Here is an 18,543-nt window from a genome sequence, read left to right on the forward strand (position 1 = left end):
GGGGCGGGAATGGGCGACGCGCGGATCGCTGTGGTGACGGGAGCAGGATCGGGAATCGGCCGGGCGGTGACGCGGGCACTGCTCGACGACGGATTCCTCGTCGCGCTGGCGGGGCGTCGCGAGGATGCGCTGCGGGAGGCCGCGTCCGAGCATCCGCACGCGCTCGTGGTGCCGACCGATGTGACCGTGCCCGCCGAGGTCGATGCGCTGTTCGACCGAGTCGTGGAGACGTGGGGTCGCGTGGACGTGCTGTTCAACAACGCGGGGGCCTTCGGCCCTGCGGCCTCTGCCGCGGACATCGACGTCGCGGACTGGGAGCGCACGATGGCGGTCAACGTCACGGGCGCGATGCTGTGCGCCGGCGCCGCGATGCGCGCGATGATCGCGCAGCGGCCGAGCGGCGGGCGGATCATCAACAACGGATCGATCTCGGCGCAGGTACCCCGCCCGAGCTCGGTCGCCTACGCCGTGAGCAAGCACGCCGTGACGGGCCTGACGCGCGCGATCGACCTCGACGGACGTCCCTACGGGATCACGTGCGGGCAGATCGACATCGGCAACGCCCGCACCGAGATCATGACCGACATCGGCGTCGGCTCGGGCGCACTGCAGGCGGACGGCACGCGACGGGTGGAGCCCACGTTCGACGTCGCGGATGCGGCTCAGGCCGTGCTGCTGATGGCGCGGCTGCCGGCGGAGGCGAACATCGCGAACCTCACGGTCACGGCATCGGGGATGCCGTACGGAGGGCGCGGCTGAGGGGGCGAGTCCACCGGGCATCGCAGACCTCCTCGTGACGGGCGCAGCATCGGGTGCACAGGGTTCGGGGCGGGCTCGGTGCGTCAGTGGACGAGCCCGCCCCACGGAACGGCAGGCTTCCGGGCCACCGCACCTTTAGTTCCGCATAACGGAAGAATACTTTCACTAGACGTAACCAGTCTGCGGAGCGGCGTGAGGCTTTGTCAAGCCTCACGCCGCATGCGCTACGCCTTCGTCGCCGGTTCGTCGACCACCGCGACGGCGTGCCCGTCGGCATCCACCAGTCGGCCCTGCTCGTAGCGGTCGCCCTCGCGGAGCACGCGGATCACATCCGTGCGCACGGCCCGAACCGGACTCGCCGCGAACACCGAGGGGTTCTCGGGCGTGCCCTTGCTGAAGTGGTTGAACACGAGGTTCAGGGTGATCGCCATGATCGCCGCTGAGCTGATGCCCGAGCCGAAGATGACCTGGAACCAGGTCGGGAAGGCCGAGTAGATGTCGTGGTTCACCTCGGGCAGCACACCGAACGACAGGGATGCCGCGACGATGATGAGGTTCATGTTGCCCTCGTACTTCACCTTGGCGAGAGTGCGGATGCCGGAGGCGGTCACCGTGCCGAACAGCACGAGTCCCGCACCGCCGAGCACCGCGGTCGGCACCGCCGCCACGACGCGTCCCAGCACCGGCAGCAGGCCGAGGATGATGAGGATGACGCCGCCCGCGGCCACCGCGTAGCGGCTCTTGATCTTCGTGACCGCCACCAGGCCGACGTTCTGCGCGAAGGCGCTCTGCGTGAAGGAGTTGAAGATCGGCGAGATCGCGCTCGAGACCATGTCGGCGCGCAGCCCGGCGGCGATCCGCTTGCGGTCGACCTTCGACCCCGTGATCTCGGCGACCGCGATGATGTCGGCCGTGGTCTCGGTGAGGATCACCAGCACGACGATCGTCATGGAGATGATGGCCGCGACGTCGAACACGGGCGGGCCGAAGGCGAACGGCGCGGGGAACGCGAACACCGGCCCCTCGAAGACCCGGGAGAAGTCCGCCCGGCCGATCAGGGCCGCGAACACCGTGCCGACCACCATCGCGATGAGGATCGAGAGGCGCGAGATCGTCGAGTTGCCGAGCTTGCTCAGCAGCATGATCACCAGGAGCGTGAAGCCCGCGATGCCGACGAACACCGGGTCGGCGTAGTCGGGCGCCTCCGGGTTGGACCCCGTGATCCAGCGCGCCGCCACCGGCACGAGCGAGAGTCCGATCATCGTGATCACGGTGCCGGTGACCACAGGGGGGAAGAACCGCACGATCTGCGCGAAGAACGGCGCGATCACCAGGCCGATGAGCGAGGCGACGATCACCGCGCCGAACACCGCGGGGAGGCCGCTGCCCTGATTGACGATCGCGAGCATGGTCGCGACGCCGGCGAAGGACACGCCCTGCACGAGCGGCAGCTGCGAGCCGAAGAACGGGATGCCGAGCGTCTGGAGGAGCGTCGCGAGTCCGCCCATGAACAGGCAGGCGGCGACGAGCACCCCCACCTCGGTCGGGGTGAGGCCGGCGGCTGCGCCGATGATGAGCGGCGGGGCGATGATGCCGCCGTACATCGTCAGGACGTGCTGGAGGCCGAACGTGAAGGCGGTGCCGAGGCCGAGACGTTCGTCCTCGGGCCTGGTCGACGCGGCCGTGCTCCGGGCCTTGCGGGTGGTCTTGGTGCGTGCAGCGGACATCTGGTGGACCTCCTCGTCCGGGGTCGCCGACGGCGGTCGCCGACGACGCAGTGCTGTGCGTGCAGAGATGTTGGGAGGGATGGGGAAGGTGCGGGGCGGGCACGATGGGGGCCGAGCCCGCCCCGCGGTCTGGGGCCGGTCAGCAGAAGCCGGCGATGCCGTTCCACGCCGGGTTCTCGGCATCCGCTCCCTCGCGGAGGAACGACGCCTCGATCAGCCCGTACGGCCGGTCGGCGGCGTAGAACACCTCGTTCGGGTTCTCCAGTCCGAACGGCGACAGGTCGACGACGAAGTGGTGCTTGTTCGGCGTCGAGAAGCGGATCTCATCGATCTCGGGATGCGCATCGAGCACGGCCTGCGCCATGTCGTGCAGCGTGTTCTGCAGCGCGTGCGAGTAGTTCGCGGTGAACGCCTCCAGCAGGAGGCGGCGGACGTCGGCGAACACGGCGGTGAAGTCGATGTCGGTGCGGTTGTACAGCCAGCGCGCCGTGACCGAGGTCGCGAGGATGCGGTCGGTGGTCTCGGCGAGCGTCGTGTACTTGTCCTTCGGGTAGCCGACGAAGCCGCTCTCGGTGGACTTCAGCACCACGAGGTCCTGCAGCCCCGCGATCACGGTGGTGGCGTCGCCGTCGATCGTGACGACCGCCGTGCGCGTCTCCGTGCCTCCGCGCACGAAGGAGTGGTCGTGTCCTCGGCCGTCGGCTGCGATGCGCTCCCAGCTGTACTGCTCGGCCTCCCAGCGTCCGCCGGTGACCCAGTCGAACTCGGACGTGAAGTGCGCTCCCAGTCGCAGCAGGAACTCCTCGGGGCTTCCGATGCCGTCCTTCGCGAACGCGAACACGGTGTTCTTCTGGGTGTCGGTCGCGACGACGTTGCCGTTGTCGCCCTCGACGTGCGCGGCGGTGAAGTCGCCGGTGAGCTGCGAGGTGACGTTGAGGTCCTCGATCTCGTGTCGGGCCGTGTCGCGGGTGACGCGCACCACGCGGACCTCGGCCTTGCCGTACTGGTTCTTTCCCAGGACGATGTTGCTCATTTCAGTACTCAGCTTCCTCGGTAAGTGGAATAGGCGAACGGACTGAGCAGGAGGGGCACGTGGTAGTGCTCCTGCCCGGCGTCGACCAGGAAGGTCAGCACCACCTCCGGGAAGAAGGAGTCCGTGTCGATGCCGGCGAAGTAGGCCGCCGTGTCGAACCGGAGGCGGTACGCACCGCTCTCCAGCCGCACGGGGCCGAGCTCTTTCACCCGCCCGTCAGCATCGGTGAGGCCCGAACCGATCCCGACCCATCCGTCGCCGACTCGGGCCTCGAGTTCGACGGCGACGCCGGGCGCCGGGCGCCCGATCGATGTGTCCAGGATGTGGGTGGTCACGTGGGAGACGCTCATGCGCGTGCTCCTTCCTTGTCTTCGTGCTCGATGGCGCCCTCGAGGCGCAGCGCGGCGATCTCGCGCAGCTGCTGGTCGACGACCGCGAGCTCCTCGTCGAGGTCGTTGCCGAGGCGCTGGTGCAGCAGGGCGAGGATGGCGTCGGCCGTGCGACCGGCGGCACGCACGAGGAAGACGCGGTCGAACCGGCGCTCATAGGCGCGGTTTCCCTCGGCGAGGGCGTCGGCGGCCGAGGCGTCGACGCCGGACTGCTCCCGACGGGCGAGCGCGGCTGACGCGTCGTCGCCCGTCGGGCGTTCGCCGATGCGCGGATGATGCGCGAGAGCGGCGTCGATCTCGGCCTCGGTCAGCGGCTGCGCGGCTGAGAGCACGGCTGCGCGCAGCGCGTCCACCGAGGGATAGGGTCTGGCGTCGACGATCTCATCGGACCAGCGGGGGACATCCAGTGCAGTTCTCACGACGTCGACAGCGACCTCGCGAGTGCAGGAGTTGAACTCCTCGAGCAACATCTTCGATCCTTGAAGACATGCTGGCATCCGGCGCGTAAGGCTATACGGATCCTCGCACTGCGAGGCACTGACTTCCGTATGCCGGAACTGTTATTTCAGCATGCGTAAGAAGTCTGCGCGATGCGTCCGGTGGTTGTCAAGCGTAATTCACCGATCGATTCCGAGCGACTCCCGAAGACGGGCGACGTGGCCCTGTGGGACGACGTCGTACTCGGCGTCGCGGACGCGTCCCTCGCCGTCGATCACGAACGTCGAGCGACGCACGCCCTCGATCCGCACACCGCCGACATCTTTGAGGCCCCACGCGCCGTACGCACGGGCGACCTCGCCGTCGGCATCCGACAGCAGAGGGAAGGTGAGCCCCTCCGCCTCAGCGAACGCCTGCAGCGCCTCCACGGGGTCGGGTGAGACACCCAGCACGTCGAAGCCGGCGCCCGCGAGCGACGACAGGCTGTCGCGGAAGTCGCAGGCCTCGGTCGTGCAGCCGGGAGTGGACGCTCGCGGGTAGAAGTACACGACGACCCCGCGGCCGCGGCGATCGGCGAGGGAGACGCGGCGCCCGGCGGCGTCGGGGAGGTCGATGGCGGGCGCGAGGTCGCCCGGGGTCAGATGTGCGTTCACGGAGTTCTCCTGTAGGTCGGTCATGCGGAAGGGATTCGGGTCAGCGGGCCGTGACCGCGACCTGGAAGGCCTCGGCGAGGTGCATGATCTTGCGGGCGCGACCGAGGCGCGGCAGGTCGCTGCCGTCGCGCACGATGCGGCCGCGGGCGTCGAAGTCGGCGAGGAAGGAGTGCGCCCAATCGACATCCGTTCGCGTCGGGCTGATCACCTCGTTGACGACGGGAGCCTGATCGGCCGACAAGCACAGCTTGCCCGTCATGCCCATCGACACCGTGATCGCGGACTGCTCCCGCAGCACCGGATGGCTCGTGCCCACGGTCGGTCCGTCGATCGGGCCAGGCAGGTCGCCGCATCGACTGGAGACGACCAGGCGCGCGCGGGGATACGCCATCGCCTCGCGGTCGGCCGACATCCCGGTGTCCCGTCGGAAGTCCCCGCTTCCGAAGGCGAGGCGGAAGGCTCCTTCCGCGCGCGCGATCTCGGTCGCGCTCTCGATGCCGACCGCGGACTCGACCAGGGCGACCACGGGAACGCGTCCGCCCAGGCGGTGGAACGTGTCGGTGACCTGCGCGCCCGCCTCCGTCTTGGCGAGCATGACCCCGCGCAGACCGGGCGCTGCGCGCAGCACCTCGAGGTCGGCGCTCCAGTGCTCGCTCGTGACGTCGTTCACGCGCACCCAGGACTCTCCTCCGGAGTGCAGCCAGCGTGCGACGTCCTCACGCGCCTCGTCCTTGCGGCTCGCGTCCACCGCGTCCTCGATGTCGAGCACGACGGCATCGGCCGAGGAGGATGCCGCCTCGTCGAAGGTGTCGGGGCGGGTGGCCGCGACCAGGAGCCAGGAGCGGGCCAGGTCGGGCGACACGGAGCGGACCGCGCTGAGCGTTGATGAAGTCATATGTTTTCCATTCTATGGAAGTCAGATTCTGTAGTTCGAAAAGTCTAAACCTGCGGCGCGAAAGCCCGCTACGGCGGAGAATCAGACCGGGCGCACCGAGATTCCGGTTGACACGCAATCTCCGACGTGCTGTGATCTCTACAGGTGAAATCCATATTTCACATCATGAAATCTTTTTGAGATGCTTCCCGACGGCGTCGTCGGGGAATGGGGTTCAGATGTCCACCGAAGAATTCGTCCATGTTCCGAGCCGCGCATCCGAGGGCCTCGAGGGCCCTGCACCCTCCGGGGTGTTCGCCGTGCAGAAGGGGCTGAGTCCGCGTCTGTACAACAGCGACCTCGCCCCCACGACGAGAGAGGGCCGGCACTGGAGCGCGTACAGCATCTTCGCCCTCTGGGCGAACGACGTGCACAGCCTCGGCAACTACGTCTGGGCGATCGGTCTCTTCTCGCTCGGCATGAGCGGCGGCGCCATCCTCGGCTCCCTCGCCTTCGGCGCCCTCTTCCTGTTCCTCCTGCTCACGCTCTCGGGCTTCATGGGCGAGAAGACGGGCGTGCCGTTCCCCGTCATGAGCCGCATCACCTTCGGCATCCACGGCGCCCAGATCCCCGCCCTGCTGCGTGGCGGCGTCGCGATCGCGTGGTTCGGCATCCAGACCTACCTCGCCTCGCAGGTGCTGCAGGTCGTCATCATCGCCCTCGCCCCCGGCGCGACCGCGCTGCAGCAGGGATCGTTCCTGGGCCTCTCGGCTCTCGGCTGGATCACCTTCCTCGCCCTGTGGGTCGTGCAGTCGGTCATCGTCAGCTACGGCATGGAGATGATTCGCAAGTACGAGGCGTTCGCCGGCCCGGTGATCCTCGCCACCTTCGTCTCCCTCGCCGTGTGGGTGCTCGTGCAGGCCGACTTCCAGATCTCCTGGACCAATGACACCCCGCTCGAGGGCGGCGAGCTGTGGCTGCACATGCTCGGAGGCGCCTCCGCCTGGGTCGCGATCTACGGCACCTTCGTGCTGAACTTCTGCGACTTCACCCGCGGTGCACGCTCGAAGAAGTCGATCGTGAAGGGCAACTTCTGGGGCATCCCGATCAACATGCTCTTCTTCGGCCTGGTCGTGGTCGTGCTCGCCGGCGGGTCCTTCACGATCAACGGCGTCGCGATCGGCTCGCCCGCCGACGTGGTCGCCGCCATCCCGAACACCCTCCTGCTCGTGCTCGCCTCCCTCGCACTCATCGTGCTCACGATCGCGGTGAACCTCATGGCGAACTTCGTCGCGCCGACCTACGCGCTCACCAACCTGTTCCCGAAGCACCTGAACTTCCGCAGGGCCGCGCTGATCTCGGCGGTGATCGGGCTCGTCATCCTGCCGTGGAACATGTACAACTCCCCCATCGTGATCGGCATCTTCCTGAACGGCCTCGGCGCACTGCTCGGTCCGCTGTTCGGCATCATCATGGTCGACTACTGGCTCGTGAAGAAGCAGCGCATCAACGTCCCCGATCTCTACTCCGAGCACCACAACGGCGAGTACCACTACACCCGCGGCTTCAACCCACGGGCCATCTTCGCCCTCGTCATCGCCGGAGCGATCGCCCTGCTGCTGACGTTCGTCCCCGCGTTCCAGGTGGTGAGCCAGTTCTCCTGGTTCCTCGCCGCGGGACTCGGAGCCCTGACGTACAGCCTGCTCGCCGACCGCAGCGGCCCCTTCCACGATGTCGACGGCGCAGAGATCGCCGTCACCCCCAGCCACTGATCGGAGGACAGGGATGCGCATCCTCGTCGCCAACGTCAACACCACCGAGAGCATGACCGAGGGGATCGCCGCGGCCGCACGTGCCGTCGCCTCCCCCGGCACCGAGATCGTCGGCATCACGCCCGCGTTCGGAGCCGAGTCGTGCGAGGGCAACTTCGAGAGCTACCTCGCCGCGATCGCCGTCATGGACGCGATCACCCGCTACGAGGGCGAGTACGACGCCGTGATCCAGGCGGGCTACGGCGAGCACGGGCGCGAAGGTCTTCAGGAGCTGCTCGACGTGCCCGTGGTCGACATCACCGAGGCCGCGGCCTCGACCGCGATGTACCTCGGGCGCTCGTATTCGGTCGTCACGACGCTCGACCGCACCGTGCCCCTCATCGAGGATCGGCTGATGCTCGGCGGGCTGCACGACCGGTGCGCCTCCGTCCGCTCCTCGGGGCTCGGCGTGCTCGAGCTCGAGTCCGACCCCGAGCGCGCGATCGAGGCGATCGTCGCCGAGGCGCAGATCGCCGTCGAGCAGGACCGGGCCGAGGTCGTCGTGCTCGGATGCGGCGGCATGGCCGAACTCAAGGACAGAGTGGTCGAGCGCTGCGGCGTCCCCGTGGTCGACGGCGTGCAGGCGGCCGTCGCGGTCGCCGAAGGCCTCGTGAACCTCGGACTGACCACGTCGAAAGTCCGCACCTACGCGCCGCCGCGCCCGAAACGCGTCACCGGCTTCCCCTCGCTCGCCCGCTGAGCGCAGAATCCATACAGAGAAAGACCGCCGGCTCCCGACCGGCAGAAGGGAGTGCGCCATGTCGCACGATTCCGTCGAGCACGAGGCCGGAACGGTGTCGCTCGATCCGACAGGCGAGCGCTACGACCTCGTCATCCGCGGCGAGCGAGTCCTGACCACGGCCGGCATCCGCCCCCGCGAGGTCGGCGTCCGCGACGGCGTGATCGTCGCCATGCAGCCGCTCGGCAACAACCTCGACGGCGACGAGGTGATCGACCTCGCCGCCGATGAGACGCTCATCCCCGGTCTCGTCGACACGCACGTGCACGTCAACGAGCCCGGCCGCACCGAGTGGGAGGGCTTCGCCTCGGCGACCCGCGCCGCCGCTGCCGGAGGCGTCACGACGATCGTCGATATGCCGCTCAACAGCATCCCGCCCACGATCAGCGTCGAGGCGCTGAACATCAAGCGCGAGGCCGCGCAGGGGCAGACCCACGTCGACGTCGGCTTCTGGGGCGGTGCGGTGCCGGGCAACACGGCCGACCTGCGTCCGCTGCACGACGCGGGCGTGTTCGGCTTCAAGTGCTTCCTGCTGCACTCGGGCGTCGACGAGTTCCCGCCCCTCGACGCCGACGAGATGGAGGTCGACATGCGCGAGCTGACGACCTTCGACTCCGTCATGATCGTGCACGCCGAGGACTCCCGTGCGATCGACCGGGCGCCTCAGCCCGACGGCGACGACTACGGCAAGTTCCTCGCCTCCCGTCCGCGCGGCGCCGAGAACCTCGCGATCGCCGAGGTGATCGAGCGTGCCCGGTGGACGGGGTCGCGGGCGCACATCCTGCACCTGTCGTCGTCGGACGCGCTGCCCATGCTCCGCTCCGCCAAGCAGGACGGCCTGAAGCTCACGGTCGAGACGTGCCCGCACTACCTGACCCTCACGGCCGAGGAGATCCCGCTGGGCGCGACGCAGTTCAAGTGCTGCCCGCCGATCCGCGAGGCCGGCAACCGGGAGCTCCTGTGGGAGGGACTGGAAGACGGCACGATCGACTTCATCGTGTCGGACCACTCCCCTTCGACGCTCGACCTCAAGGACCTCGAGAACGGCGACTTCGCCGTGGCCTGGGGCGGTGTGGCGTCGCTGCAGCTCGGCCTCTCGCTCATCTGGACCGAGGCGCGGCAGCGCGGTCTCGCCCTCGAGACCGTCGTGTCGTGGATGAGCGACCGTCCGGCGCAGTTCGCCGGCCTCACCGGCAAGGGCCGCATCGCGCCCGGCTACGACGCCGACTTCTCGGTGTTCGCCGCCGACGACGCCTACGTCGTCGACGTGAACAAGCTGCACCACAAGAACCCGCTCACGCCGTATCACGGCAAGGCGCTCGCCGGCGTGGTGCGCCGCACGTACCTGCACGGCGAGGTCATCGACAGCGAGACCCCGCGTGGCCGTCTGCTGCGCCGCGGCATGACCGACTGACAGTCGGGTTCGGAGACCCCGCGTTCTGGCCCTGTCGGGTCGGGCGCGGGGTTTCGTGTCTCCGCGTCTCCATCCGGAATACTGATCACATCCGATCGCCGATCGGCTCCGAACACGTGTCGAGGGCGAGTTTCGCGCGCCCTCGGTTGACACCGCTCTCATGACCGACAAGGAGCCGCGATGATCGAGACGACGACCCCGCCGCTGGCCGCGCTCGACGGCTACGGCAACGTCACCGACCTGTTGATCGCGCGCGAGAGCGCCGCCCCCGACCACGTCGCCTTCGAGGTGGAGGATGCCGGAACCTGGCGTCCCGTCACGACCCGTGCCTTCGCCGACGAGGTGCGCGCACTCGCCAAAGGCTTCATCGCCGGCGGCGTGCAGGTCGGCGACCCGATCGCGATCATGGCGCCGACGCGTTACGAGTGGGCTGTCGCCGACCTCGCCGCGTGGTTCGCCGGAGCCGTCGTCGTGCCGATCTACGAGACGTCGTCGCCGTCGCAGGTCGACGCGATCGTGGCGGACGCGGGAGTTCGTCTCGCGATCGGGGGCACCGCCGAACACGCCGCTCTCCTCCGGGACGCCTTCGCGCACGCCCCCGGCGACGCGCTGGGCGCGTGGACCATGGATGCAGCGGCATCCGACTCTCTCGCCGACCTGGTCGCACACGGCACCGAGGTCTCGGACGACGAGCTCGAGGCCCGCAGGGCATCTGCCACCCAGGACGACCCCGCGACCATCGTCTACACCTCCGGCACGACCGGCGAACCGAAGGGCGTGGTGCTCACGCACCGCAACTTCCTCGGCCAGGTGCTGAACATCGCCGCCGCCTACCGCGACATCGTGCGGGAGGACGGCAACACCGTGATCTTCCTGCCGCTCGCGCACGTGCTGGCGCGCGGGCTGCAGCTGATCTGCCTCGCGAGCGGCATGCGGATCGCGCACCTGGCGGACCCGTCGACCGTCGTCGCGACCCTCGACACCCTGCGTCCGACCTTCCTCGTCGTGGTGCCTCGGGTACTGCAGAAGATCCAGACGGCAGCCGCCGAGAAGGCCGCGGACAAGGGGCTCACCCGGGTGTGGGAACACGCCGTGTCGACCGCGATCGCCTGGGGACACCGGGCGGAGCGGATCGAGCGTGACGGCCGTGCCCCGAAGGACCTCGGCCTGGCCCTGCGCCACCGTCTGTTCGAGGCGCTCTTCTACCGGCGCCTGCGCGCGGTCATGGGCGGACGCGTCGGATACATCCTGTCGGGCGGTGCAGCGCTCGACGCCGATGTGTCCCTGTTCTTCCGCGGCATGGGCGTCCCCGTGATCGAGGGCTACGGGCTCACCGAGACGACGGCACCCCTCACCGGCAACCTGCCCGGCCGCATCACCTCCGGCACGGTCGGCCCTCCCCTGCCCGGACTCACGGTCCGCATCGGCGAGGGCGGCGAGGTGCTCGCGCGCGGCGTCGGCGTGTTCCGCGGCTACCGCGACCCCTCGCACGACGCGGCCGCGTTCGTGGACGGGTTCTTCCGCACGGGCGACCTCGGACGCCTCGACGACCGCGGCAACCTGATCCTCGAGGGCCGGGTCAAAGACGTCATCGTGACGTCGAACGGCAAGACGATCGTGCCCACGCGGTGGGAGAGCGCGGTCGAGGCCGATCCGCTCGTCTCGCACGCCGTGATGGTGGGCGAGGGAAAGCCGTACCTCTCGGCTCTTCTCGTGCTGGATCCCGAGCAGGCGGCCTCGGTGTCGGGCGCGAGCTCGTCGTCCGACGGAGGAACCGACATCCACGAGGTCGACGACCCCGCGCTCCGGGAGCACCTTCAGCGCACGGTCGATGCCGCGAACGCGCTCGTCGCCCGCAGCGAGCAGGTGCGGCGCTTCACCGTGATCCTCGCCGACCTCGAGGACCGGGGCCTCGTGACCCCGACCATGAAGCTGAAGCGGAGCGTGGTGCTGGACCGCGCCTCCGATGCCGTCGCCGCACTGTACGCCTGACCCCCGAACGCCTGAGAAGCGCGTCTCCCGAGAATCGAGAAGAGCACCATGTCGTCTCCCGCCCCCACGAAGCCTCGTTCGTCGCGCACCACGGTCGTCGCGATCGTGGTCGCCCTCGTCATCGGCGCGCTCGTCGCGCTCGCGGGCAGTCAGGGCGGCGCGACGCTCGGCGGCATCCCGCTGTTCGCGCTCGCCGTCGCCGCCGCCTTCGCGATCCAGGTGCTCGCCTTCATCCCCGCGGCGATCTTCCGCACCGAGCGGTTCTTCGACCTCACCGGCAGTCTCACGTTCATCGTGATCTCCGTGGCGCTCGTGCTCCTCGCCCCGCACGCCGACGCCCTCAGCTGGGTGCTGGCCACGATGGTGGTCGTGTGGGCCGCCCGCCTCGGGACGTTCCTGGCGCGACGCGTGCACCGCGCGGGGTCCGACGGACGCTTCGACGAGATCAAGGGATCGCCGCTGCGCTTCCTGCAGACATGGGTGATCCAGGGCGCCTGGATATCGCTCACCGCGGCGGCGGCATGGATCGCGATCGGTGCGGATGCCGACGAGCGGGCGCCGCTCGGATGGCTGAGCGTCGTCGGCGTGGTCGTGTGGGCTGTGGGCCTGGTGATCGAGATCGTCGCCGACGCGCAGAAGTCACGGTTCCGCGCCGACCCCGCCAATAAGGACGAGTTCATCCGCACCGGGCTGTGGTCGCGTGCGCGGCATCCCAACTACTTCGGCGAGATCGTCGTCTGGGTCGGCGTCTTCGTCACGGCGGCCCCCGCGCTCGTCGGGTGGCAGTGGATCGCCGTGCTGTCGCCGCTGTTCGTGATCCTGCTGCTCACGCGCGTGAGCGGCATCCCACTGCTAGAGGCACGCGCCGAGAAGAAGTGGGGCGACCGTGCGGACTACGTCGCCTACCGCGACAGCACACCCGTGCTGATCCCGCGCCTCGCGGCGCCGGCGGCGAAGACGACCACGGCCTGACGGCCAGGCCTGCGATTCCCCTCCGCGTCGCAGACCCCACGACATGCCGACTAGGCCACCAGGTCGTTCAGGCTCCGCAGCACCGGGTGGGTACCGAGGGCTGCGGCGTCGAGCGGCGCCGCGGACTCCACGGTCAGCACGGTCGTGCGCCCGGGGATGACGTCGACATCCGCGTCGTCCGCCCAGGCCTCCGGGTCGAGGCGATCGGGGAACAGGCACACGCCCCGCATGAACGTATCGGCGGTGAGTTCCACGACCTGACGGCCGTCGGACCAGGGACCGATCACGACGCCGAGGTCGGTCGCGCGCAGCGCGAGATCCTTGTCCTCCGCGAACACGTGCGTGCTCGCGCGCGATCCGTCGATCTCGACGCTCACGAGCTCCGCCGCCGCATCTCCGGGATGGGCGACTTCTGCGGCGAGCGCGACCGTGACCCGGTCGAGCGCCGGCACGGTGACGGACACGGCCTGCTCGGCGAGCATCCCGCCGTCGAAGCCGAGCCGGCGCAGCGCCCCCTCGGCCGTCCACGGCTCACGCGAGTCGTTCACGAGCACGAGCGCGAGACCGTCGTCAGCGGGCTGCACGGTCGCGAGACACTCGGCGTTCGCGCGGCGCAGTCCGTGCCACAGCGGCTTGCGGCGTCCGTCGCCGTCGACCGCGGCCCATGACGTCACGGGCCAGCAGTCGTTGATCTGCCACACGATCGTGCCCATGCAGTGCCCGCGCTGCGAGCGGTACCACTCGGTGCCGAACACGATCGCCCGCGTCTGGTTCAGCTGCGTGAGGTAGTGCCAGTCCTCCATCGTCTGCGGCTCGGGCAGGTGCGGGGCCATGCCGCGTCCGAGCTTGCCGTTGCCGTCCTCGGCCTTCTGGTGCAGCAGCATCCCGGGAGAGTCCGGGGTGAGCGGCACGTCGTGGATCGACCGGGCCAGCGTCGACCACGTCGGCGGGCCCTGGAAGCCGAACTCCGACACGAAACGCGGCCGGTAGTCGCCGTAGACCGTGTAGTCGACGCGGTTCCAGACATCCCAGATGTGCATGTTGCCGCGCGAGGGCTCGTTCGCGTGGACGTCCATCGACCCCGAGAAGGGGCTCCCCGGCCAGTACGGGGTGGTCGGGTCGAGTTCGGCGACGATCTCGGGCAGTACCTCGGTGTAATAGCCGAGGCCCCAGGTTCGCCCCTCCAGCTGGGACTGCCAGTTCCAGTCGAACCAGCCCCAGATGTTCTCGTTGCAGCCGTTCCACAGCACGAGGCTCGCGTGCGTCGACAGGCGCAGCACGTTGTCGCGCGCCTCGGCGATGACCTCGGAGCGGATCGGCTCCTCCTCGGGGTACGCGGCGCATGCGAACAGGAAGTCCTGCCAGGTGAGCACGCCCAATTCGTCGCAGATGTCGTAGAACTCGTCGCGCTCGTAGATGCCGCCGCCCCAGACGCGCAGCAGGTTCAGGTTCGCGCCGATCGTCTGCTCGATGCGGTCGCGATAGCGTTCCGGGGTGATCCGCGAGGGGAAGCAGTCGTCGGGGATCCAGTTCGCACCGCGGATGAACAGCGGGATGCCGTTGATGACGAACGTGAACGCAGACCCCTCGGCATCCTCCCTCGTGTCGAGCTCCACCGTGCGGAAGCCGATCCGGCGGGTCCACTCATCGCGCACCTCGGCGCCGTCGCGCAGCTCCACGCTCAGGTCGTGCAGCGGCTGCGCGCCCATCCCCCGCGGCCACCACACCGCGACGTCGGGTACGCGCACCTCGGCCGCGACGGGGCCGTCGCCCGTCACGGGGATCTCGACGCGCTGCCCCGCGACGTCCACGACGAGCGTGCGGTCGGCCGCGGCATCCGTCCCCGTCGTATCGAGCAGCGTCGTGACGCGGGCGACCCCGGTGTCGCCGTCGAGAGTGACGGCGGTGCGCACCTCGGCGAGCCTGGCGCCCGACCAGGACTCCAGGCGCGCCTCCTTCCAGATACCGGCCGTGACGAGTTGCGGGCCCCAGTCCCAGCCGAAGTTCGCGGCCATCTTGCGGATGAAGCCGAACGGCGTCGGATACGCGTTGGGGAGATCGCCGAGCTCGGCCCTGACGCCCTCGGCGTACTCCCAGGCCGAGGCGAAGCGCACCTCCAGCGCGTTCTCGCCCGTCTTCAGCACAGATGCCACGTCGAAGCGGTACGTGCGGTGCTGGTTGAACGTCCGACCGATCTCGACGCCGTTCAGCGTGATGGTCGCGACCGTGTCGAGGCCGTCGAACACGAGGTCGGTGCGCTCCTCGGCGCTGCCCTGCCAGTCGATCGTCGTGCGGTACGCCCACTCGGTGCGGCCGATCCACTCGTCCCCCAGCTCGTTGAGGTCGAGATAGGGGTCGTCGATGAGCCCTGCCGCGAGGAGATCGGTGTGCACGGTGCCGGGCACGGTCGCGGGGATGGACGCCGGCAGCGCGGCGGCGGGAGATCCGGCGGCGGGGTCGACGGCGTGGAGGGTCCAGCCGGTGGCGAGGGGGAGGGAGATCGTCATCGGTCCTGCTTCCTGCGTGGTGGGGGATCCCTCCATGCTGTCAGACGACGACCGGCTCTGACTACGCTGTCATGCCGGCCAGCAGAGCTCTCGGACTCACCACGACACCCGTGTGTGACCCCATCGGGTGACGACCGTGTCAGGGTGGTGGCATGATCAGCTGGCTCCAGCCATACACACCCGTCGAGCAGATCGACGACCTTCGCCGCCGAATCGCTGCCACGCGCTGGCCGGACGACGCGGGCGATGACTGGTCCCGCGGTACGCGACCTTCCGCGCTTCGGGACCTGCTCATCGCATGGTCTGACTTCGACTGGGCAGCAGTCGAAGCGCGTCTTCGCGCAGAGACACACGTGCTGGTGGGTGCCCCCGGTAGTCGCGTTCACCTGTGGCGTACCGGAACGCCCACGGCTCCCTCCGTCGTCCTCATACATGGCTGGCCAGACAGCTTCATGAGATTTCGGGACGTCGCCGCGCAGCTTTCCGATCTCGACGTGATCGTCCCCAGCATTCCGGGCTTCGCGTTCAGCGATCCGGCACCGTCGGATGCGGGCGGCCCACGGTGGAACGCGGAACGCATCTTGACGGCGCTCGACGGCGTCGGCGTGAGTCGGTTCATCGTGCACGGCGGTGATCTCGGCACCGCGATCGCCGAACAGATCGCGATTCTCGCGCCGGAGAAGGTCGTGGGCCTGCACCTGTCCGACGTACCGCTGTGGCGCGCCGCGCACGACGAGGCCCTCACTATCGAAGAACGTGCTTGGGTGGACGGTGCCGCGGCCTGGGCGGAGGAGGAGGGCGCCTACGCTGCGCTACAACGCACCAAGCCACAGACGCTCGCGGCCGCTCTGACCGACTCGCCCGCAGCGATCGCCAGTTGGTATCTCGAGAAGTTTCAGGCCTGGGGTGCGGGCGATGTCTTCTCGAGAATCCCCATCGACCGCCTCTTGGAGAACCTGTCGCTTCATTGGTTCACCCGCACCGCGGGCAGCGCGGCGCGGGTCTACTTCGACCGACGCCGCTTCCCGCCGACCGGCGGCCGCGTCACGGTGCCGACGTCCTTCGGCCTTTTCCCCCACGACATCGACCACGGCGTCGAATCATTCGCACGCCGGTGGTACCCGACTGTCAACTTCACGCGTCTCTCGTCCGGCGGTCACTTCGGGGCGCTCGAGCATCCGGCGCTTCTGGCGAACGACCTAAGACGCCTGGTCGCCGGGCCCTAGGAGGCGACGGTCGTGTGAAGTCGGTCGCTCGTGAGACAGGCGGTCAGTACCCGCCCCGCTGCAGCCTCGCGCGCAGCCGGTCCAGTCGCACTGCGGCCTGCAGGCGGAAGCGGTACTCGGCGTCGGCGTGATCGCCGTCGAGCAGCGTCCAGATGCGGTCGAGACGCTGCTGCACGGTGTTGGTGTGCACGTGCAGGGCGGCGGCTGCGGCCTGCCGGCTCTCCCCCGCGTCGAAGTAGGCACCCAGTGTCTCGAGGAGAGCCGTACCCCGTCGCGCATCCCAGTCGCGCACCGGGCCGAGCACGGCCTCCACGAAGCGTGGTGCGGCATCGGGATCCGTCGAGGTGAGCGCGTGATACGGCGCGAAGTCGTCGGAGCGCAGCGTCGTACCCGAGACGCCGAGCGGCGCGAGGAAGCGCAGGTCGCGGGCGGCGCGGTCCACCGCCGCGCGCAGAGCGGACGCATCATCCACCCGCGGGGTCACGACCGCCGTGAGCTCGGGCGCGCCGAACCGCTCCGCGAGGACGCGGCGCACGCGCTCGGTCGCCGCCCCCGGGTCACCCGACGTCCAGGCGACGACGAGGTGCGCGTCGCGCGCCGCCACGAGACCGTCCTCCCCCACGGCGTCGGCCGCGGCGGTGAGGGCGCCGTCCCGCCCGCGGAGGTCGATCACCGCGGCGGCGATCGGCGCAGCCGCGGTCTCCGACACGAGAGCGGACTCGTCGAGACCGCCGTCGAGGACGCCGGCGAGCAGGCGGGAGCGGCGCTCGGCGCGGATCGCCGACACGGCGTCGCGCTTGAATGAGACGAGGGCCGCGACGTGCGCCGCGCGCTCCAGCGTCGGCCGGGCGATGTCGTCGGCCTGCTCGTCGCCGGTCCCGTCGGCGGCGACCATGGCACCCAGCACCCGGTCCGCCCCGAGGATCGCGACCACGAGCCAGCGCTCCGCCCCCTCGACCACCGGCTCGGCGTGCCCGCTCGACCGGCTCGCCCTGATCGCGTCGGCGAGCACCCGTCGGCGCGGCAGCCGCCCGGCATCAGGGCCGTCGGCGAGCGGCCGGCCCTGCTCGTCGACCGCCTGCACCGTGCGGCCGAGCCGTGCCGACAACGTCGCCACGATGTCGAGGAGAGTCGCACCCGACATCACGGCGTCGGTGAGCTCTTCGTGGATGCCGCTCACGACCTGGGTCGCCGCGACGTGCCGCTCGAGCTCGCGGTAGGCGGCTTCCGCGCGTGCCCGTGCCGAGGCGTTCTCGGCCAGCACTCGGGCGCTGTGCAGCACCGCCGCCGCATGATCGGCGAAAGCCGAGAGCAGCAGGACCTGTTCGGGGGTGAAGTCGTGCGCGAACCTGTTGCAGGCGAACAGCGCGCCCAGCACCTCGTCTCCGACGGCGAGCGGGACTCCCAGGAACGACACGAGGCCCTCCCGTTCGACGGCGGCGTCGATGGCGGGATCGTGGGGCGCCTCGGCCATGCTCGGGTACCGGCTGACCCACGCCGGCTCACGCGTCTGGGTCACGAGGCTCGCGAGCCCGTATCCCGCGGGTACGAGCAGGTCGCGGAACTCCGGAGTGACCGTGCCCGCCGAGTACCGCACGCGCAGGTCTCCGTGAGCGTTGTCGACCTCCGAGAGGTAGGTGACATCGGTCCCCATGAGCTCATGGGCGCGTTCGACGAGACGCCGCAGCACGTCGGTCACGTCCTGCAGGCGCACGAGTTCGCGTGCGGTGGAGAAGAGCGCCTCGAGCTCGGCAGCGCGCCGCCGCAGCCGAGCGGTCAGCTGCTGTGACTCCTGCACCGCACCCAGCAGCTCGTCGACCTCGACCGCGGCCACGTCGGCATCGGCGAGCAGCCGGCTCAGTGCCGCCGTGCGCTCACCCGGACGGGCGCGGGTCGCGGCGACGACCTCGCGCACGAGGGCCGACGGGTCGGCTCCGTTGTCAGCCACTGCGTCTCCTCGGGGCACACGACGATCGGGACTGCCTGAAGTCTACGAGCAGGCGTCTGCA

At 69.6% G+C, this 18,543-nt stretch carries 15 protein-coding genes; 7 read left to right on the top strand and 8 right to left on the bottom strand.

What is annotated here, in order from left to right:
- The first annotated feature begins 9 nt into the window (after positions 1–9).
- Positions 10–759 (top strand): SDR family oxidoreductase, encoded by a 750-nt coding sequence (locus tag AKH00_RS16830; protein WP_050723929.1) that lies wholly within the window; start codon positions 10–12, stop codon positions 757–759.
- A 224-nt stretch (positions 760–983) separates the two neighbouring features.
- Here AKH00_RS16830 and AKH00_RS16835 read toward each other — a convergent pair whose 3' ends face one another.
- The 6 genes from AKH00_RS16835 to AKH00_RS16860 form a co-directional block, all read right to left on the bottom strand.
- The gene (locus tag AKH00_RS16835) at positions 984–2,486 is read right to left on the bottom strand and encodes a nucleobase:cation symporter-2 family protein (RefSeq protein ID WP_050723930.1); all 1,503 of its coding nucleotides are present in this window, start codon (positions 2,484–2,486) and stop codon (positions 984–986) included.
- A gap of 139 nt (positions 2,487–2,625) precedes the next feature.
- Positions 2,626–3,519 carry a factor-independent urate hydroxylase gene (gene pucL, locus AKH00_RS16840; RefSeq protein WP_050723931.1) on the bottom strand — a complete coding sequence of 298 codons (894 nt, stop codon included), beginning with the start codon at positions 3,517–3,519 and terminating at the stop codon, positions 2,626–2,628.
- A gap of 8 nt (positions 3,520–3,527) precedes the next feature.
- Positions 3,528–3,869: a hydroxyisourate hydrolase gene (uraH, locus tag AKH00_RS16845; protein WP_050723932.1), complete on the bottom strand. Its 342-nt coding sequence runs from the start codon at positions 3,867–3,869 to the stop codon at positions 3,528–3,530.
- Positions 3,866–4,378: a 2-oxo-4-hydroxy-4-carboxy-5-ureidoimidazoline decarboxylase gene (uraD, locus tag AKH00_RS16850; RefSeq protein ID WP_050723933.1), complete on the bottom strand. Its 513-nt coding sequence runs from the start codon at positions 4,376–4,378 to the stop codon at positions 3,866–3,868. The genes uraH and uraD overlap by 4 nt, the downstream gene beginning before the upstream one ends.
- A gap of 147 nt (positions 4,379–4,525) precedes the next feature.
- Positions 4,526–5,023: a peroxiredoxin gene (locus AKH00_RS16855; protein ID WP_050723934.1), complete on the bottom strand. Its 498-nt coding sequence runs from the start codon at positions 5,021–5,023 to the stop codon at positions 4,526–4,528.
- Between the two features lie 16 nt (positions 5,024–5,039).
- Positions 5,040–5,894, bottom strand: coding sequence for an HpcH/HpaI aldolase/citrate lyase family protein (locus AKH00_RS16860; RefSeq protein ID WP_050723935.1), 855 nt, complete (start codon positions 5,892–5,894; stop codon positions 5,040–5,042).
- A gap of 218 nt (positions 5,895–6,112) precedes the next feature.
- Here AKH00_RS16860 and AKH00_RS16865 point away from each other — a divergent pair, with 218 nt between their 5' ends.
- The 5 genes from AKH00_RS16865 (at position 6,113) to AKH00_RS16885 (ending at position 12,801) form a co-directional block, all read left to right on the top strand.
- Positions 6,113–7,645, top strand: coding sequence for an NCS1 family nucleobase:cation symporter-1 (locus AKH00_RS16865; protein ID WP_082297705.1), 1,533 nt, complete (start codon positions 6,113–6,115; stop codon positions 7,643–7,645).
- Between the two features lie 13 nt (positions 7,646–7,658).
- On the top strand, positions 7,659–8,384 hold the full coding sequence (locus AKH00_RS16870) for an aspartate/glutamate racemase family protein (RefSeq protein WP_050723936.1): 726 nt from the start codon (positions 7,659–7,661) through the stop codon (positions 8,382–8,384).
- Between the two features lie 58 nt (positions 8,385–8,442).
- Positions 8,443–9,837: an allantoinase AllB gene (gene allB, locus AKH00_RS16875; protein WP_050723937.1), complete on the top strand. Its 1,395-nt coding sequence runs from the start codon at positions 8,443–8,445 to the stop codon at positions 9,835–9,837.
- 180 nt (positions 9,838–10,017) lie between these two features.
- Positions 10,018–11,829, top strand: coding sequence for an AMP-dependent synthetase/ligase (locus AKH00_RS16880; RefSeq protein ID WP_050723938.1), 1,812 nt, complete (start codon positions 10,018–10,020; stop codon positions 11,827–11,829).
- Positions 11,830–11,877: 48 nt separating this feature from the next.
- Positions 11,878–12,801, top strand: coding sequence for a DUF1295 domain-containing protein (locus AKH00_RS16885; protein ID WP_050723939.1), 924 nt, complete (start codon positions 11,878–11,880; stop codon positions 12,799–12,801).
- 50 nt (positions 12,802–12,851) lie between these two features.
- On the opposite strand, the gene AKH00_RS16890 is transcribed toward AKH00_RS16885, so the two are convergent.
- Positions 12,852–15,308 carry a glycoside hydrolase family 2 protein gene (locus AKH00_RS16890; RefSeq protein ID WP_050723940.1) on the bottom strand — a complete coding sequence of 819 codons (2,457 nt, stop codon included), beginning with the start codon at positions 15,306–15,308 and terminating at the stop codon, positions 12,852–12,854.
- A gap of 152 nt (positions 15,309–15,460) precedes the next feature.
- Between AKH00_RS16890 and AKH00_RS16895 the strand changes: the two genes are divergently transcribed.
- On the top strand, positions 15,461–16,534 hold the full coding sequence (locus AKH00_RS16895) for an epoxide hydrolase family protein (protein ID WP_082297706.1): 1,074 nt from the start codon (positions 15,461–15,463) through the stop codon (positions 16,532–16,534).
- 43 nt (positions 16,535–16,577) lie between these two features.
- On the opposite strand, the gene AKH00_RS16900 is transcribed toward AKH00_RS16895, so the two are convergent.
- On the bottom strand, positions 16,578–18,482 hold the full coding sequence (locus AKH00_RS16900) for a helix-turn-helix domain-containing protein (protein WP_050723942.1): 1,905 nt from the start codon (positions 18,480–18,482) through the stop codon (positions 16,578–16,580).
- Positions 18,483–18,543 lie beyond the last annotated feature (61 nt).

It is taken from the genome of Microbacterium sp. GCS4 (genome assembly GCF_001262495.1).
In the GTDB taxonomy this organism is placed as follows: Bacteria; Actinomycetota; Actinomycetes; order Actinomycetales; family Microbacteriaceae; genus Microbacterium.

Excerpts from the sequence above, each read along its gene's own strand:
- uraH (WP_050723932.1), bottom strand. The coding sequence starts at position 3,869 with ATGAGCGTCTCCCACGTGACCACCCACATCCTGGACACATCGATCGGG.
- AKH00_RS16860 (WP_050723935.1), bottom strand. The coding sequence starts at position 5,894 with ATGACTTCATCAACGCTCAGCGCGGTCCGCTCCGTGTCGCCCGACCTG.
- AKH00_RS16890 (WP_050723940.1), bottom strand. The coding sequence starts at position 15,308 with ATGACGATCTCCCTCCCCCTCGCCACCGGCTGGACCCTCCACGCCGTC.
- AKH00_RS16870 (WP_050723936.1), top strand. The coding sequence starts at position 7,659 with ATGCGCATCCTCGTCGCCAACGTCAACACCACCGAGAGCATGACCGAG.
- AKH00_RS16855 (WP_050723934.1), bottom strand. The coding sequence starts at position 5,023 with ATGACCGACCTACAGGAGAACTCCGTGAACGCACATCTGACCCCGGGC.
- AKH00_RS16830 (WP_050723929.1), top strand. The coding sequence starts at position 10 with ATGGGCGACGCGCGGATCGCTGTGGTGACGGGAGCAGGATCGGGAATC.
- AKH00_RS16880 (WP_050723938.1), top strand. The coding sequence starts at position 10,018 with ATGATCGAGACGACGACCCCGCCGCTGGCCGCGCTCGACGGCTACGGC.
- pucL (WP_050723931.1), bottom strand. The coding sequence starts at position 3,519 with ATGAGCAACATCGTCCTGGGAAAGAACCAGTACGGCAAGGCCGAGGTC.
- AKH00_RS16895 (WP_082297706.1), top strand. The coding sequence starts at position 15,461 with ATGATCAGCTGGCTCCAGCCATACACACCCGTCGAGCAGATCGACGAC.
- uraD (WP_050723933.1), bottom strand. The coding sequence starts at position 4,378 with ATGTTGCTCGAGGAGTTCAACTCCTGCACTCGCGAGGTCGCTGTCGAC.
- allB (WP_050723937.1), top strand. The coding sequence starts at position 8,443 with ATGTCGCACGATTCCGTCGAGCACGAGGCCGGAACGGTGTCGCTCGAT.
- AKH00_RS16885 (WP_050723939.1), top strand. The coding sequence starts at position 11,878 with ATGTCGTCTCCCGCCCCCACGAAGCCTCGTTCGTCGCGCACCACGGTC.
- AKH00_RS16835 (WP_050723930.1), bottom strand. The coding sequence starts at position 2,486 with ATGTCCGCTGCACGCACCAAGACCACCCGCAAGGCCCGGAGCACGGCC.
- AKH00_RS16865 (WP_082297705.1), top strand. The coding sequence starts at position 6,113 with ATGTCCACCGAAGAATTCGTCCATGTTCCGAGCCGCGCATCCGAGGGC.